This window comes from Candidatus Tisiphia endosymbiont of Myopa tessellatipennis, assembly GCF_964031105.1.
Lineage (GTDB): Bacteria > Pseudomonadota > Alphaproteobacteria > Rickettsiales > Rickettsiaceae > Tisiphia.
This window is the reverse complement of sequence record NZ_OZ035005.1, coordinates 52912-68590: the sequence shown is the minus strand read 5'-3', so window position 1 is coordinate 68590 and position 15679 is coordinate 52912. Positions and strand designations below refer to the sequence as shown.

Genomic DNA, 15679 nt, shown 5'->3' with positions numbered 1-15679 from the left:
AAACAAGGTGAGCCTAAAAATTATGTCGTCATTTCTTTCGCAAAAACATAAGAATATAGGTATAGTTGGTTTAGGTAAGACTGGTATAGCTGCTTGGAAAGTACTGAATAAAGTAGCTAAAGTAATTTGCTATGATCAAGCAAAGAGTAGTCGGGATGCTTTTACCAAAATCTATGGGAGTGATAGTCTTGTTAGCTTATCTGATCTGCAGTGGCAAAATCTTGATAAGATTCTACTGAGTCCAGGTATTCCTTTGTCTCATGACATTGTTACAATGGCTAATTCTTATAATATACCGATAACTTCAGATATAGATCTGTTATTTGAGGAAGTTAGGTTAAGAGAGCCTGAGGCAGCTAATTTCATTGGCATAACTGGTACTAATGGTAAGAGTACTAACACTGCTTTAACCAGCCATATTTTACAATCTTGTGGTTTTGATTATCAAGTTGGAGGAAATATTGGTTTTCCTGTTTTGGCTATGAGATTAGATAGTAAAGGATATGTATTGGAGCTATCCTCATTCCAATTAGATTTATTAAACAGTTTTAAAGCCAAAATTGTGGTGCTTCTTAATATCACGCAAGATCATTTAGACCGACATAATAATATGCAAGGCTATATTGCTGCCAAAAAAAAGATCTTTGATCGAATAGATAAAGATTCATTTGCTATAATTAGTGTTGATCATGAAATTACCAAGAATATTTTTCTAGAATTACAAAAGGAAAATAGAACAAATGTAGTACCAATCTCTACTTATGAAATTCTTAATAAAGGAATATCAATTTGTAATAATATTATTTATGACAATATTTTTGAACCGATTACTATTAATCTCCATAATAATAACTATCTACAAGGTATACATAATCAAGAAAATATTGCCGCTAGTTATGCAGTTTGTCGAATTATAGGGGCAATGCCAGAACAAATAATTGCCGCTATCGGGCTATTTAAGGGGTTACCACATAGAATGCAATATGTTGGTACAATGCAAGGAATAAGTTTTTATAACGATAGCAAAGCTACCAATGGTATTGCTGCCTCTAAATCCATCTCATCGCTTGATAATATATATTGGTTAGCTGGGGGGATAGCAAAAGAAGGAGGAATAACAGAGCTAGAGCCATGGTTTTATAAAATTCGTAAGGCTTATCTTTTTGGTCAAGACAAAGATATTTTTGCATCATTTCTTAATGGCAAGGTAGACTACCAAATTTGTCAAGATTTAACGGAGGCTTTTAATTCTGCCTTTAAAGATGCAATGGAGGATATGGGGGGTATAAAGAATATTCTGCTAGCCCCAGCTTGTGCTTCCTACGATCAATTTAAAAATTTTGAGGAACGCGGAGAATTATTTATTAAATTATATAATGCTATTATTAATCATGGTTAAAGATAATCATAATAATGAATTGTCTAACAACTATATAAAATGGTGGTGGCGTAGTATTGACCAGCAAATGATTATTGCTTTAGTAATCCTATTTGTATTTAGTATAATGTTGGTTACTACATCAGGATCAGCAGTAGCCAATAGAATTGGACTTAATGAGTATTATTTTGCATCTAGACAATTATTCTACCTTGCTAGTGCTTTGTTACTAATCATTTTTTTTTCTTTTTTCTCAAGAAAATGGTTAAAGAGATTCTCAATTCTAGGATTTATTGGTAGTATATTATTATTAATTTTAGTTAGATTTTATGGTTATGAGGTTAAGGGGGCTACTCGTTGGATTAATATTCTAGGTCTCTCTATACAACCTTCAGAATTTGTAAAACCATTTTTTGCAGTGGTGGCAGGCTGGATATTATCGCTGAAATTTGAAGGTGAATTTCCAAGTTTTTCTATCTGCATAAGTCTTTATAGTATCGTTGCTTTATTATTAATTATCCAGCCAGATTTTGGTATGTTAGTGATGGTGACTGCTGTTTTTGGTATTCAACTTTTTATTGCTGGTATGCCGATATTTTGGATTATACTTGCTGCTTTTATGTTGGTATTTGGGGTTACAGCAGCTTACTTTTGGCTTCCTCATGTAACAAAAAGGATTAATAGTTTCTTGGATCCTGATAGTAGTAGTAATTACCAAGTTGGTAAGTCAATCAGGGCGTTTGAGCATGGAGGTTTATACGGTTGTGGTCCTGGTGAAGGGGCGGTAAAACAAGTATTGCCGGATTCGCATACTGATTTTATCTTTGCTGTTGCTGGTGAAGAATTTGGAGCAATTATTTGTTTAATCATTGTAGGGATCTTTGCTTTTATAGTTATTCGTAGTTTACTTAAACTTATTAATGAAGAAGATAAATTTATTCAATTAGCAGCAAGTGGTATTATTTCCCAAATAGGGTTACAAGCAATCATTAATATTGGTGTAACCTTGAATTTATTGCCAACCAAAGGTATGACGTTACCCTTTATTAGTTATGGTGGTTCTTCAACTCTTGCTATAGCCATTGCTACGGGGATGCTGCTTGGTTTTACCAAACATAAAACCTCTCTTGGTAAATATAAAATTCAAGATATTGACATATGAAGAATATAATTGTTGCTGGTGGTGGTACAGCTGGGCATTTGTTTCCCGCTATTGCTTTAGGTGAAGAATTAATGAAGCGTGGGTATGAGTTGCACCTTATCACCGATGTTAGGTGTCAAAAATATTTAACTGAAGATTTAAAGCTTATACCACATATAATAAATTTTAGATTGCCACCTAAAGGTTTATTTAATAAGTTTAAATTATTGATTTCCTTATTAATTATAACTTTTAAGATGTTATTGCTATTAGTGAAGATTAAACCATATGCTATAATTGGGTTTGGTGGCTATCCGACTTTTCCTCCATTGCTTGCTGCAGTATTTTTACGTATTCCTATCATAGTTTATGAACAAAATTGCTTTATTGGTAAAGCTAATAGATTTTTCTTAAAATATGCTAGGAAAGTTGCCCTTACATATGATGAAACTAAAAATTATGATATTCTTGATAAGAATAAGAAATTGGTTATAGGAAATATAGTACGGGAGAATGTTAAAAACCTGAAAGTAAGAAATGATTTTGGCAATGATCCTTTTCGGATATTTATTTTTGGAGGAAGCCAAGGAGCAAAGATTTTCTCTACTTTAGTACCTGAAGCTATTCAAATATTAGTGCAATCAAATCCTGATATTAAACTGCATATTACCCAACAAGCTTCCATAGAAGATCATGATAATATTGCTAAAATTTATGCTCAGTTGAAAATTCCATATAAGTTGGCAGATTTTTTTTATGATATGGATCAGCAATATGCGAGTCAAGAATTAGTAATATCAAGAGCTGGGGCATCGACTATTTCTGAGCTTTGCTATGTAGGATTGCCGGCGATTTTTATTCCACTACCTTCAGCTAGCGAAAACCATCAATTCTATAATGCCAAGGCTCTAGAAGATAGTGGGGCAGGGTGGTGTTTTGAACAAAATGACGTCACAGCAGAAAAATTAGCCAGTAAACTCTTAGTGCTAGTAAAAAATCGTGATATATTAAAAAAAACATCTAATGAGTTATTAAAAAGGAAAAATGATGGTAGTAGGCTTTTAGCTGATGCGGTAGAAAAAATAATAAGCTGACTTTTTAATTCAGTTGAGGGAATTGCTTCTTGCAACTTTAATAATTCTGTGTCATTAATTATGGTTTAGTAAAAAATTATCGGATTGCTTTATGTTAGGGAAAATTATTATTACAGTTTTGGGATTGTTCCTACTTTCAGGTTGTACTGATGGTTTTAAAGGATATTTTAAAAAATCTGCTAATAATAAAATTATAGATACCAAAGGTTTTGAAGGTGGTAAGCGTCCGCCTCTTTATAATAAGAAGTATATATCAATGGCAAAAAGGAACGTCACGGAAGAAAATTTTGATGACGATGAGGAAGATTTACTTAGTGAATCTGATACGGAAACAATTAATCCAACTTTAAGAAATCGTCAGATGTATCTTAAGATGGTAAAACAGGATGCAGATCGCAAAAGAAGGCAGAAGTTAAATCAAGATAAAGATTATCCTTCATTGAACTTAGCAAGTGATAGGGTAAAAAAGCGAAATAGTGATGAGGAAAACAGTAAGTTGCACAAAGAGTTAGAGCAAATTAAAGCTATGCTGCATGAAACTAAAAAAGATTTAGAAAAGTATAGTTGTCCTGCGGGGAAAAATACTAAAACACAAAGTGCTGATATGTTACCAATAGAAACAGATAGTCATAAAAACATTAAAAAATTAGAAACTAATAAAACTAAGAGTGTACTCAATAAATCAGAAATGAAAAGAAAATTTCTTAGTGAAGATTATGATGATATGAAGGTAAATGACCCTAATGAGAAAGTTGGTAAACACGACACTAATAATAGAGTGAATAGTACTATTGTTAATGAACAAGAGAAATTCCAGTTATCGCCTCGTGCGATATAAACACAGAATACCACAACGTCTATTAGCGAGCGTAAGCGAAACAATCTATAGATAAATGATGTTACTGGATTGCTTCGTCGACCTACGGTCTCCTTGCAATGACATATTTTTTAATAATTCTAAAAAACTTGATTATCGAGTTTTATATTTTTTTGCCAAAGGTTCATAGGTGTTATAGTCAATTTATGAGAATTTGATGCTAGGAACGATGGAGCAACGCCTATAGATAATAGGCGAGCGATCGAAAACGATGTTACCAAATTCTCATCAATTGACTATACGCTGTCCATAAATTAAAAACTCCTGATTGCCTTTTGCCCCTAAAATAGGGCTGGGTATTATCCCGTGTATATTAAAGTTATGGTTTGATTCTAGCCATTGTTGAATATGGTCACATACTCTTTGGTGTAAGAGTTGGCTTCTGACAATTCCACCGCTCCCGACTTCATCCCTTGCTACTTCGAATTGCGGTTTAATTAGGGCAACTAGACTATAATTATCTTTTGCTAGGTCAAATGAAGTGGGTAATATAGTGGTAAGACTAATGAAGCTGGCATCACAAACGATAAGGTCTAGTGGTAAGCTAATTTGCTCAACTGTTAGATAGCGGGCATTAGTTCTTTCAATTACTGCAATTTTAGGATTATTACGCAATTTATAATGTAGTTCACCATATCCTACATCTACTGCAAAAATCTTTTTGGCATTTCTACGGAGTAAAACCTCAGTAAAACCACCAGTGCTAGAACCTATATCTAAACAAACTAAATCTTGTGGATCAATATTGAAATAGTCTAGAGCAGCAATTAATTTCAAAGCCCCTCGTGATACATAATCATGTACTGGGTGTTTTATAATAACATCAGGAGTATTAGTCAATATTCTTGTACCTGGTTTGGTATTTTGGTACTGGTTGATATATACTTTGCCTTGTACTATTAAGCTTCGTGCAATGTTAATATCATCAACTAATTTGGATTCTACTAGATATTGGTCAAGTCTTATTTTTTTCATAAATCTTCATAGCAACTTAAACCTGAGTTCAATGTAATAGGTTTGATGTCATCCCCGTACAGGCTTTACCCGTGTGGATCACTAGTATACTCGGTGAACTGCAAGAATTGGCGTTCTCGCGACCAAATATCTGTGCTGCTCACGTACTAGTTGTACGCGAAGGTAGCCGACACTCGTACTCCGAGTAGCAATTTAGTTTTGGGAAACTGTTTAGATTATACCCCTACCATTTGTACAATTTCCGTTTAAAAAAATACCAAGAATAATAAAGTACAAAAGTTCCAACAACACTATATGTAGAAAATAGAAAACCCTGCCCATCATAGAGTCCATGGGATATATAAGAAGATAAAGCTCCAGAATAAATGCCAATAGCACACATAGTGAAATATATTGCCAGTGCGGTTCTCAAATCTTGTGCTTCAAATTTACCGGATAATATTAATATATTACAAATAAAAATAGCACATAAACATACACCAATTATAGAAAGGAGATAGATGTTACCTATTAAAGTGACTCCATAATATGGTAAAAGAATAAAACTGGCTAGGAGGATAATTATCAATATTAAGTTCGCAAGATATTTATTGATTATTTTTAATGATAAAATAACAGGTGATATCAAGAAAAATATACTTATAAGAGTATAATGAGTAATAGTGTCTATCTTTGATACAGGAAAGTGTTTCTCTAAGGCAAATTCTTCATAATACCACAATATATCAAAAGTAATATAAGATACCATAAAGCCTGTTAGTATCTGTAATTCTATATTCTCAATTAAGAATGAAAATCTAGAAACTAAAGTTGTATTTTTATTAATATTCTCTCTTTGTAAGCAAGTTATAATAATGAAGCTATAAAGTAACGTGCATAATAATAACCCATTTATAGCTGATTCTAGAAATACAGTTAGTAAATCAACGGTAAACTGTCCAGCTATCCATAACAAAGAAAAGATAATAAGAGCAAAATATTTATAATATTTATAGTTATTGGTTAACTCTACTATTTTGATGATAGTTGTGGTTATGTAAGTGTAGTAGGCAGATGCCATTACAATAAAATTGATTTTAAGAATGGTGTAATCCTTAATCATAATTAGGTTTAATATGCCTATTATAAGTAAGATTAAGCTAATAATAGTAGTTTTGTTATCGCTGATTTTGTTAATTAATGGGGTTAAGAATAAACCAGCTATTATATAACCTAACATTTCGATTGATTCGATATGGTCTAGTTGTTCCCCAAATAAGCCTTTACTTAGCAGAAAACTTGGCATTATAAGTGCATTGATGTAAGTGATACATGCAAAAAGAAATACGCTAAGAAACAATAGCAAAACTGTTTTTAAATGATTATTTTGGGTCATAAATAATTGTTTGCTAAACTAGATTACATCGTATATAAATTTTATTAGTTGAGAGGCGTTTAAGAGATTTTGATATAACTAAAAGTACATTATATCACTCATTATGATTTGTCTAATTAATTTGTTATTTTGACCATTAATAAAATATTAGACTTCTTGCAGAATTCGCTGCTGCTCCGGAATTTATAGGAGACAAGGAACGGAAAACCGCAGCGTACTCTAGTGTACGTGAGGATTTGAGTACCGGATTGACGTATAAATTACCAACAGAAGTAGAATTATGCAAGAAGTCTATTATATAACCAAGTAGGTATAATAGTTCTCGATGTCATCCCCGCTTCATTGCAGAATCCAAAGAACAGCCTGAATGACTGTTAGGTATCATGGATTCCCGCTTTTAGCTAGGAATGATCAATGGCATAGTAATGTTATATCGAATTTAGGTTAAGTAGAGTTTTTTAGTTATTTGTTAGGTTAATGTACTTGTTAAATGTTTTCTCATAAAAACTTAATATTAAGTTTTAAATTTGTTATAATATTCTCTAATATTGCTAAATGTTACAGAGTTTAGAGATATACCTAGAAATTTACGAGTAAAAAATTAATGAGTAAAAAAATTATAGTTGATGCTAACTTCCCTAATGAAACAAGGGTGGTTTTACTGAATCATAGTAACAATATCGAGGATATTGAATATGAAACAGCCATAAAACAACAAATCAAAGGTAATATATATCTTGCAAAAGTTATAAGAGTTGAACCAGCGTTGCAGGCTGCCTTTATAGATTATGGTCCGGACAAAAGCGGATTCTTGCCTTTCAATGAAATTCATCCATATTATTATAATGTACCAGTATCTGATCTTAAATCTTTAACTTCTATAAATAAATTACAAGAAATTTCTCTTTTAGATATTACCCAAGATGATTTTGTAGAATCTGAAGCAAAGAGGGATTATAATCCGATAATAGATAGTGAAGAAATTGATTTAAATGCCATAGAAAGATTAGTGGACGAAAAAATTCAGGTAGAATTTAATTTGGATGTCTTAGATAATGATATTGAAACAATAAGTGTAGACAAAAGTGATAGAGAGGAAGACAATAAACAAAAGCAATACAAAATTCAAGAAGTAATAAAAAAAGGACAAGTTATGCTTGTTCAAGTTACAAAAGAGGAAAGAGCTAATAAAGGTGCATCATTTACAACCTTTATATCTCTTGCGGGAAAGTATTGCGTTCTGATGGCTAATACTCCATTGCAGAATGGTGTATCGCGTAAGATATCCAATGCTGATGAGCGAAAAAGGCTTAAGAATATAGTCAGTAAAATAACTGCAAATAATAACAGTAGTGGGTCAAGTATCATAATTCGTACAGCTGGTGCTGGTTGTACTACTTTAGACATAAAAAGAGATTATGATTATTTAGCAAGATTATGGAATAAAATTAGGGAGAATACTCTTAAATCTGTAGCCCCCTGTTTTATACATGAAGAAGATGGTCTAATTCAAAAAGTCATAAGAGATATGTGTGATCCTACTGTTAAAGAGTTGATAATACAAGGTAGTGGGACTTATCAAAATGCTGTGAAATTCATGAAGGATATATTACCTATTGATTTGGCTAAGCTCAAAGAATACAAAAATAAGGTGCCAATTTTTACAAAATTTGCTGTTGAGGAACAACTAGCAAAACTATACCAACCAGTTTTTGCTTTACCTTCTGGTGGTTATATAGTGATAAATCCAACAGAAGCACTTATTTCAATTGATGTTAATTCAGGAAAAGCAACTTCTGAAAAAAATATTGAAGAAACGGCATTAAAGACCAACTTAGAAGCTGCTAGAGAAATTGCTAGGCAAATTAAATTAAGAGATTTATCAGGCTTAGTGGTTATTGATTTTATCGATATGTATGAAGCTAGAAATCGTAGGATTGTCGAGAGGTCTTTTAAGGAATTTCTAAGTAGAGATCGTGCAAGAATTCAAACTGCTCATATTAGCCAATTTGGTTTGCTTGAGATGTCTCGTCAAAGATTAAGCCCCTCATTTTTGGAATCAAATTCATCGATTTGTTCATATTGTAACGGTAAGGGTCTTGTTAGGGCAGATGAGTCAAATGCTATGTTGATTCTACGTACGGTGGAAAATGAAATTTTTAATGAAAATATTGATTTAGTAAATATTTTTGCTAATATTCATTCAGTTATCTATTTACTGAATAATAAACGTTCAGAAATATCTCTAATTGAAGAAAAATATAATTTAAAGTTAAAATTCCACGTTGATCCTTCTGCCACTTCTGATAATTATTCAATTGAAAAAATAAAATTGCCAAAGAAATCTAGCCATACAGAAGCTGGTAATAAGCCATTAATTCAGAATCAGTCCTCTAATTATCAAGAAGAAAAGAGTATTAAAGAGACTCCTGCTCATAACAAGAAGAAGCAAAAATGGAAAATGCCTGATAAATTAGAATCTAGTAGTGAATCAAATAAGGGTATGGAAAAAATTGATAAAGAGGTAATTGATTCTATTCAAGAAACTAATAAACCAGTAGTGGTAAATGAATCGGTTAACGGAGTCAATGACCTTGACACCAATAAGTCAAACCGTAAATATATTGAGAAAAAATCAAATTATTCTCGCCCCTCTAGAGTACGTAACTATAATAAACGTAAGGTAGATGACAATGATAGTGGACAATCTCAGGAGGTAACTAATAGTTGAGAATGGTAAATACAATATGGTGCGTTCAAATTTATTAGTAGCTCTTGCTTACTTATTTTTATTTACCTCTTGTAGTTTAAAACCTGTATATAGTAATAAATATAGCACGCAGGAATTAAGCCAATTAAGTAGCATTGAAATTGAACCAATAGCATCTATTGAAGGTGCAGAATTTTGTTACTATTTATCGAGTATTTTACCAAGCTCTACAACAGTCACAACAAAGTATTTATTAAAGGTAAAATTTACCAACAAACGTTTACCACTTATTCTTCAAAAGAATTCTGATGTGTTAAGAGAAACAATCAGTCAAACTATTCAATATAGGTTAGTTGATATTGTTACTAATCGAGAAGTAACAACAGGAACATTTAGTCATATAACCTCTTATAGTACAGCTGCTTTACCATATTATAGCTATATAGATGAAGAGGTAGCATTGAAAGACCTTACAAAACGAGGAGCAGATGAAATCCTAGCAAGATTAATTTTATATTTTAAGAGAGTGCCTACGAACTGAATAATTTTTGAGGAATTTTTAGGAAAAATGTAGCTTAGTACCGCAAGCCATAGTACCTTACATTTTTATTTCACTACTGTTAAGGGGTCTTCCGAGCGTCTATTAGCGAGAAGCCGCGAAAAAGCGGCGACGCGGCAATCCAAGATACGCGAAGCGTTACTCTAAAAAAACAGCTTTGCTGTTTACTTGGATCGCCACGGCATCTAAAGAGCCTTGCTATGACGATTATAGAAAAAATGTAGGGTACTATGACCGCAAGCAGTACGGCAAGTGTACGTGAGGATTTGAGTACCGGATCGACGTATAAATTACCAACAGAAGTAGAATTATGCAAGAAGTCTAAAATAGAATTAAAGATGAAGCTTTATCTATCACAAATCATTCAGCTACTTGATAAGGTAGAAAATGGACAAATTAAGGCTCTGTTGCTTTATGGTCCAGATAAAGGGTACATTGATAAAGTTTGTAAGACTTTAGTAAAGAAATTTGACTTACTAAAAACCTCTATAGAATATTCTGAAATTAAAAATCGATCGCTCGAGACGTTAGTTAATACCCAAAATTTCTTTATGCAAAAACAATTGATTATAGTAAGGTCAGTTGGCGAGTCTATAGATAAATCTTTAAAACTGGCTCTCAGTAAAGACTCATTGCATTTCTTAGTTTTTATTGCTGATGAATTATCAGCTGCTTCTAGTATACGTAAGTTTTTTGAAACTGAAACTTATCTAGCTTCTCTAGCTTGCTATCACGATGATGAACACAAAATTACTAAGATAATTTTACAAAAATGTAACAGTGTTGGTAAGGTTATAAGTGAAGATACTGTTAACTATTTAACAGATCGTTTAAAAGGTGACCATCAAACACTAGTTAATGAAATCAATAAGTTAATATATTTTACATTTGATAAAGATCAAATCACCTTGGATGATGCACTAGCTGTAGTTAGTGATGATTTTACAGGGAATGGGGATGATTTATGCGTTTATTTCTCCTCAGGAAATCTTGATAATTTTTTACAAGAATTCACCAAACTAAAACAACAAAATATTAATGAAGTGCTAATTATCAGAGCATTAATTAGGTATTATCTAAATCTATACACCGTATTGAATAAATTAGCAATGGGTGTTAATATAGATATGGCTATAAAATCACTATCTCCACCAATTTTCTATAAATATGTGCCAAGTTTTAAGCAAGCTCTAAATAAGGTTAACTTAGAAGATTGCATTAAAACATTGAAACATTTAGAGCAAGCAGAAATTGATTATAAGCTAAATCCAGCCGGCTTTGATATATATCAACAAGTTTATGTTAAAACATACTAATTAGAGATAATTATGCATAAAGCAAATTTTTAAGTAATCTTTTAGTTACATTGCCAAGAAAATAAGTAAAATTATATAATATATTCTCAAAATATGACGATAAATCTATATGAAAACTACCTTACCTAGCCGTTCTATGATAATTCAAGAAAAGCTTGATAAGATTGTAAAAGAAATCTTAGCAGTTGGAAAAGATAAGATTGCGATGATTATTTTATTTGGCTCTTACGCTAGAGGAGATTGGGTACAAGATGAGTATAAAAAAGGACACATTACTTATAGTTATCAAAGTGATCTCGATCTTATGTTGGTGATGAAGAAAGGCAAACATGCCGGTCTTGCCGGCTTATCCATAGAAGATAAAATAGAAAAAAGGTTGGAAAAAAAATCATTAAGAAGTCCTTTTGAGTTATGGGTAACTTTAGTGCTAGAATCAATCAAGACGGTAAATAGTCAGTTAGAGAAGGGGCATTATTTCTTTTCTGATATAAAAAAAGAAGGAATTCTTTTATATGATAGTGGTGAGTTTCAGCTAGCGGAAGCTAAAAACTTACCATGGGAAGAAAGAAGACAAATAGCTAAAGAGGATTATGAATACTGGTTTGTAAGAGGCACAGGTTTTTTCATTGATTGTAAATATCCATTAAAAAGGGAAGATTATGCTTTATCAGCTTTTTACCTTCACCAAACTACCGAAAGTTTTTATAATGCTATCCTGTTAGTTTTTTCCGGTTATAAACCGAAACTACACGATTATAAGAAAATTAGGTAGTATAGCCGGAAATTACAATGAAGAATTATGGCAGATATTTCCTAATTCTAGCGTTGAGCAAAGGCAATGTTTTAGATTACTTGAACAGGCTTATATTGAAGCTCGCTATAACAAAGATTATAAGATAACTAAAGAACAGCTACTTTACCTTATTGATCGAGTTAAAAAATTAAAAACAGTGACGGAAAAAATTTGCTTGGAAAGGATTAATGGAAAAGAAGTAACGTGATTTGGCTTAATCATGAAGATTGCCACAGTGCCTAACGGTGCTTCGCAATGACGATTTTTTAACTTTCAACAGTTGTGGACATCACCCTTAGAACCTAGGTGATGCACACAAAATTCTTCAACGTCATTGCGACTCATCTTCGAGATAAATATGAGCAGAAATTATGCTATAGAACGTGAGTATTATGCGACGAGTGGAGTGTAGAATTAAATTCTCGTTACTGACTACATGTATGAACCTCCTGTAAAATGCAAGAAAAAAATAACATCTAATAGCAAAAATGCAAATGCATACATGTATCCGGCTTATAGTTAATAAATTATGTGTAATTTATCCTACAGCCCTGATGGAATTCGCTGGCTTACAAATTTACTATATACTTATCATTTTATCGGCTTCAAAGAGCCATTGTAGTCATCAGTTTCTTTGTAAGCTAAGGTTTGTCTTATTTACCATCAATATTATTATCTCACGCATATTCCGGGTTGGAATCTCTTACATATTCTTTGTTTACCTATTAATTAATAAACCACTATTTATTTTATTTTATGTTAATTATAATAGCTTTGTGCTACAAACTTTACTCTCTACATAATCATCCCCTGACCTTAGTACTGCAAACACCACTCTTGCCAGTTTATTAGCTACAGCAACTACTGTTTTATTATGTCCATTTCGCTCAGATAAATTAAACATCCACTGCGTAAATTTGCTAAAATCTTTTTTAGATTTTTGTTCTTCCAATGTAAATCTTATCTTGGCATTTAGTACAGCTCTAGCTCCTTGGATCAATAGAGTACGCAAGTAAACATCACCTCGCTTGCTAATTCCAAGCAACTTATCTTTCCCTCCACTGGAATGCTGCCTTGGCACTAATCCAAACCATGCCGATAATTGCCTACCATTCTCAAAACTTGTAGCATTACCTATTGATGCTATTAAAGCAGTAGCAGTAATTAAACCAAGACTAGGTATAGCTGTTAATCGTTGATATTGAGTTAAGTTGCTAGCTATTATTTTTAATCTTTTTTCTATCTCTTTTATTTTTTTGTCATTATCCAAAAATTCCTCTTTCAGTTCACTAAATGTTTGATAACCCAGCTGGCTTAAATTTCCTTCATCTAAAATCTCGGTTAATTTTGTCATAACCTTATTGATCCCTTGAGGAATAATAAAACCAAATTCATGTAGTAGACCCCTAATTTCATTAGCAAGGGCAGTACGATTTTTTACCAATCTCTCTCTTACTCGATGAATTGATAAAATATCTTGTTGTTCTACAGTTCTAATTGGTACAAACCTCATATTTGGTCTTGTTACCGCTTCACATATAGCTTCTGCATCAGCTTGATCATTTTTATTAGTTTTAACATACGGTTTGACAAATTGTGCTGCCATTAGTTTTACTGTATGCCCCAATTTAGTTATTTCTCTTGCCCAGTAACTAGCTCCGCCGCAAGCTTCCATCCCTACCAAACATTTTGGTAAATTAGCCATAAATGTTAAAACTTGATCTCTCATTAATTTTTTCTTTAATACCGTCTTACCATTTTTATCTACACCATGAATTTGGAAAATTCTTTTTGCAATATCTATACCAATTGTGGTAACTTCCATCTTAGCATCCTGATTGTTATTTTAATATTTAATATTAACTTTAGAAGATTAGCAACTGCTTTTCATTCTGTATATCAGGAGATCCATACCATTATTTTTTCACCTGTGGAATTTTATAATAAAGAAATACTGATAAAAGTGTACTTTAATGACAAGAGTTTTTATTTGAAACAAAACAATGGTAATACACATAAGAAGCATTATGTTGACTAATTTTTAGTATGTCAAGTAGAAAAGTGATGTTTACATGACTACAAACTTCATGCCAAAACCACTGCAAACCTGATTCTTTAGACGTTTTAAGCACTTTTTTGTCTCGAAGATGAGTTGCGAGGAGGCATGAGCCGACGAAGCAATCCACAAAAAATATAATAAGTAATTTGGATTGCCGAGTTGCCACTAAAGTGGCTCCTCGCAATGACGGTTTTTTAATTTTCAACAGTTGTGAGATTGCCACGTCGGCGATTTCATCGTCTCCTCGCAATGACGTTTTTTTTTGCTAAAACCTTTCCAGTTTAACTATAATAAAATTTTATGCTAATAATACTTAGTGGAGATTAATAATTGTGATATATAATAGTATTATATGAGGTACTAAATGACAAAACAAGAGAAAATTCGGGAGAAAAAAGAAGAAATTCTACAAAAAAAAGATGAAATTCAACAAAAAGCAGATGATATTATAACAAAAATTGATCATATTTTTGATGATCCTAACAAGTTTAGTAATAGTAAAGAAAGAAAGGAAGTAAAACAACATATAATTTCAGCATTAACGAGTGCTTTTTATTTTTATAAAGAAAGCTCAGCTAGAAAGATATATGAAGTAAGTTTACAAGAAATATTAAATACTAGTCCTGAGCTAAAGCCAGTAATTGCAGATATAGCTGAACTTGTGCTGCAAGAATGTCCTGATAATATGCTAGAAGAAAGAAAATTTTGGCTAGAAGATGTCAACAAAGAAATATTACAGGGAATTTTTAAGGATGAATTGATTGCAATTAAAGAGATAGTTGATCCATTGATTAAGGTCGCTAATAGTAATAATATAGCTAAAACTATTGGACAAGATAATGCAAAAGAGTTACAAAAACATGTGAAATTAATGGCAGAACAATTTAATAAGGATAATATTAAAGGTGTTGAAGGAACATTAATAAACATAAGCGAATGGAGCAATCAGAAACAACAAGAATTAGAAAATCAATTAAAATTAGAGCAAAAACAAGAGAAAGAAATAGAACAAACAATAATTGGGCAAAAAAAAGAAAGTCAAAGATTGAAACAGTTGGCTTTTGCAAAATTTGGGACAACAATTAAATCCGCTTTGGCTTTTATATCAGATGTGATAACTAACAAGGATGCTAATGAAAGCAAAAAAACATTTAAGGATAACATGAACGAACTATTGGGCGTTAGAAATAATTCTAAACTAATTGATAAGGATATAGATGAGAAATTAAAATTACGGCAAAAAATTAAACGAAATATAAATTTGGATCAAGAAAGCTCTAAATTATTTAGTAAATTTAGCAAAATGGTAAAGGTGAGTTCTAGTACTATAGATGATTTAAAACCAAGTATAATAGCACACCCACAAACAAAAGGTAAAAACAACTCTGCACAAAGGTAAGAA

The 15679-nt window shown here is 32.0% G+C and carries 14 protein-coding genes; 10 read left to right on the top strand and 4 right to left on the bottom strand.

Annotation, left to right across the window (positions count from 1 at the left end):
- The first annotated feature begins 22 nt into the window (after positions 1-22).
- The 4 genes from murD to AAHN03_RS00325 all read left to right on the top strand — a co-directional run bounded on the left by murD (position 23) and on the right by AAHN03_RS00325 (position 4451).
- The gene (gene murD, locus AAHN03_RS00340; RefSeq protein ID WP_342278728.1) at positions 23-1399 is read left to right on the top strand and encodes a UDP-N-acetylmuramoyl-L-alanine--D-glutamate ligase; all 1377 of its coding nucleotides are present in this window, start codon (positions 23-25) and stop codon (positions 1397-1399) included.
- Positions 1392-2540 (top strand): putative lipid II flippase FtsW, encoded by a 1149-nt coding sequence (gene ftsW / locus AAHN03_RS00335; protein WP_342278727.1) that lies wholly within the window; start codon positions 1392-1394, stop codon positions 2538-2540. Before murD ends, ftsW begins: the two co-directional genes overlap by 8 nt.
- Positions 2537-3613, top strand: a complete 1077-nt coding sequence (gene murG / locus AAHN03_RS00330; protein WP_342278726.1) for an undecaprenyldiphospho-muramoylpentapeptide beta-N-acetylglucosaminyltransferase — start codon at positions 2537-2539, stop codon at positions 3611-3613. Before ftsW ends, murG begins: the two co-directional genes overlap by 4 nt.
- A 91-nt stretch (positions 3614-3704) precedes the next feature.
- Positions 3705-4451: a hypothetical protein gene (locus AAHN03_RS00325; protein ID WP_342278725.1), complete on the top strand. Its 747-nt coding sequence runs from the start codon at positions 3705-3707 to the stop codon at positions 4449-4451.
- A gap of 267 nt (positions 4452-4718) precedes the next feature.
- Here the strand turns inward: AAHN03_RS00325 and AAHN03_RS00320 are convergent, their stop codons facing one another.
- Both AAHN03_RS00320 and AAHN03_RS00315 read right to left on the bottom strand, forming a co-directional pair.
- The gene (locus tag AAHN03_RS00320; protein WP_342278724.1) at positions 4719-5465 is read right to left on the bottom strand and encodes a TlyA family RNA methyltransferase; all 747 of its coding nucleotides are present in this window, start codon (positions 5463-5465) and stop codon (positions 4719-4721) included.
- Positions 5466-5688: 223 nt separating this feature from the next.
- On the bottom strand, positions 5689-6840 hold the full coding sequence (locus tag AAHN03_RS00315; RefSeq protein ID WP_342278723.1) for a hypothetical protein: 1152 nt from the start codon (positions 6838-6840) through the stop codon (positions 5689-5691).
- A gap of 604 nt (positions 6841-7444) precedes the next feature.
- Here AAHN03_RS00315 and AAHN03_RS00305 point away from each other — a divergent pair.
- The 5 genes from AAHN03_RS00305 (at position 7445) to AAHN03_RS00285 (ending at position 12426) form a co-directional block, all read left to right on the top strand.
- Positions 7445-9571: a ribonuclease E/G gene (locus AAHN03_RS00305; RefSeq protein ID WP_342278722.1), complete on the top strand. Its 2127-nt coding sequence runs from the start codon at positions 7445-7447 to the stop codon at positions 9569-9571.
- Positions 9572-9587: 16 nt separating this feature from the next.
- Positions 9588-10091, top strand: coding sequence for a hypothetical protein (locus AAHN03_RS00300; RefSeq protein ID WP_342278721.1), 504 nt, complete (start codon positions 9588-9590; stop codon positions 10089-10091).
- Between the two features lie 356 nt (positions 10092-10447).
- Positions 10448-11425 carry a DNA polymerase III subunit delta gene (gene holA / locus AAHN03_RS00295; RefSeq protein ID WP_375333084.1) on the top strand — a complete coding sequence of 326 codons (978 nt, stop codon included), beginning with the start codon at positions 10448-10450 and terminating at the stop codon, positions 11423-11425.
- A 109-nt stretch (positions 11426-11534) separates the two neighbouring features.
- Positions 11535-12197, top strand: a complete 663-nt coding sequence (locus AAHN03_RS00290) for a nucleotidyltransferase (protein WP_342278719.1) — start codon at positions 11535-11537, stop codon at positions 12195-12197.
- Positions 12160-12426, top strand: coding sequence for a HEPN domain-containing protein (locus AAHN03_RS00285; protein ID WP_342279218.1), 267 nt, complete (start codon positions 12160-12162; stop codon positions 12424-12426). Before AAHN03_RS00290 ends, AAHN03_RS00285 begins: the two co-directional genes overlap by 38 nt.
- 555 nt (positions 12427-12981) lie before the next feature.
- On the opposite strand, the gene AAHN03_RS00280 is transcribed toward AAHN03_RS00285, so the two are convergent.
- Positions 12982-14043: an IS110 family transposase gene (locus AAHN03_RS00280; RefSeq protein WP_342278718.1), complete on the bottom strand. Its 1062-nt coding sequence runs from the start codon at positions 14041-14043 to the stop codon at positions 12982-12984.
- 145 nt (positions 14044-14188) lie between these two features.
- A complete protein-coding gene (locus tag AAHN03_RS00275) occupies positions 14189-14350 on the bottom strand; it encodes a hypothetical protein (protein ID WP_341761148.1) in 162 nt (53 codons plus the stop codon).
- A gap of 291 nt (positions 14351-14641) precedes the next feature.
- Here AAHN03_RS00275 and AAHN03_RS00270 point away from each other — a divergent pair, with 291 nt between their 5' ends.
- Positions 14642-15676 (top strand): hypothetical protein, encoded by a 1035-nt coding sequence (locus AAHN03_RS00270; protein ID WP_342278717.1) that lies wholly within the window; start codon positions 14642-14644, stop codon positions 15674-15676.
- Positions 15677-15679: the final 3 nt, after the last annotated feature.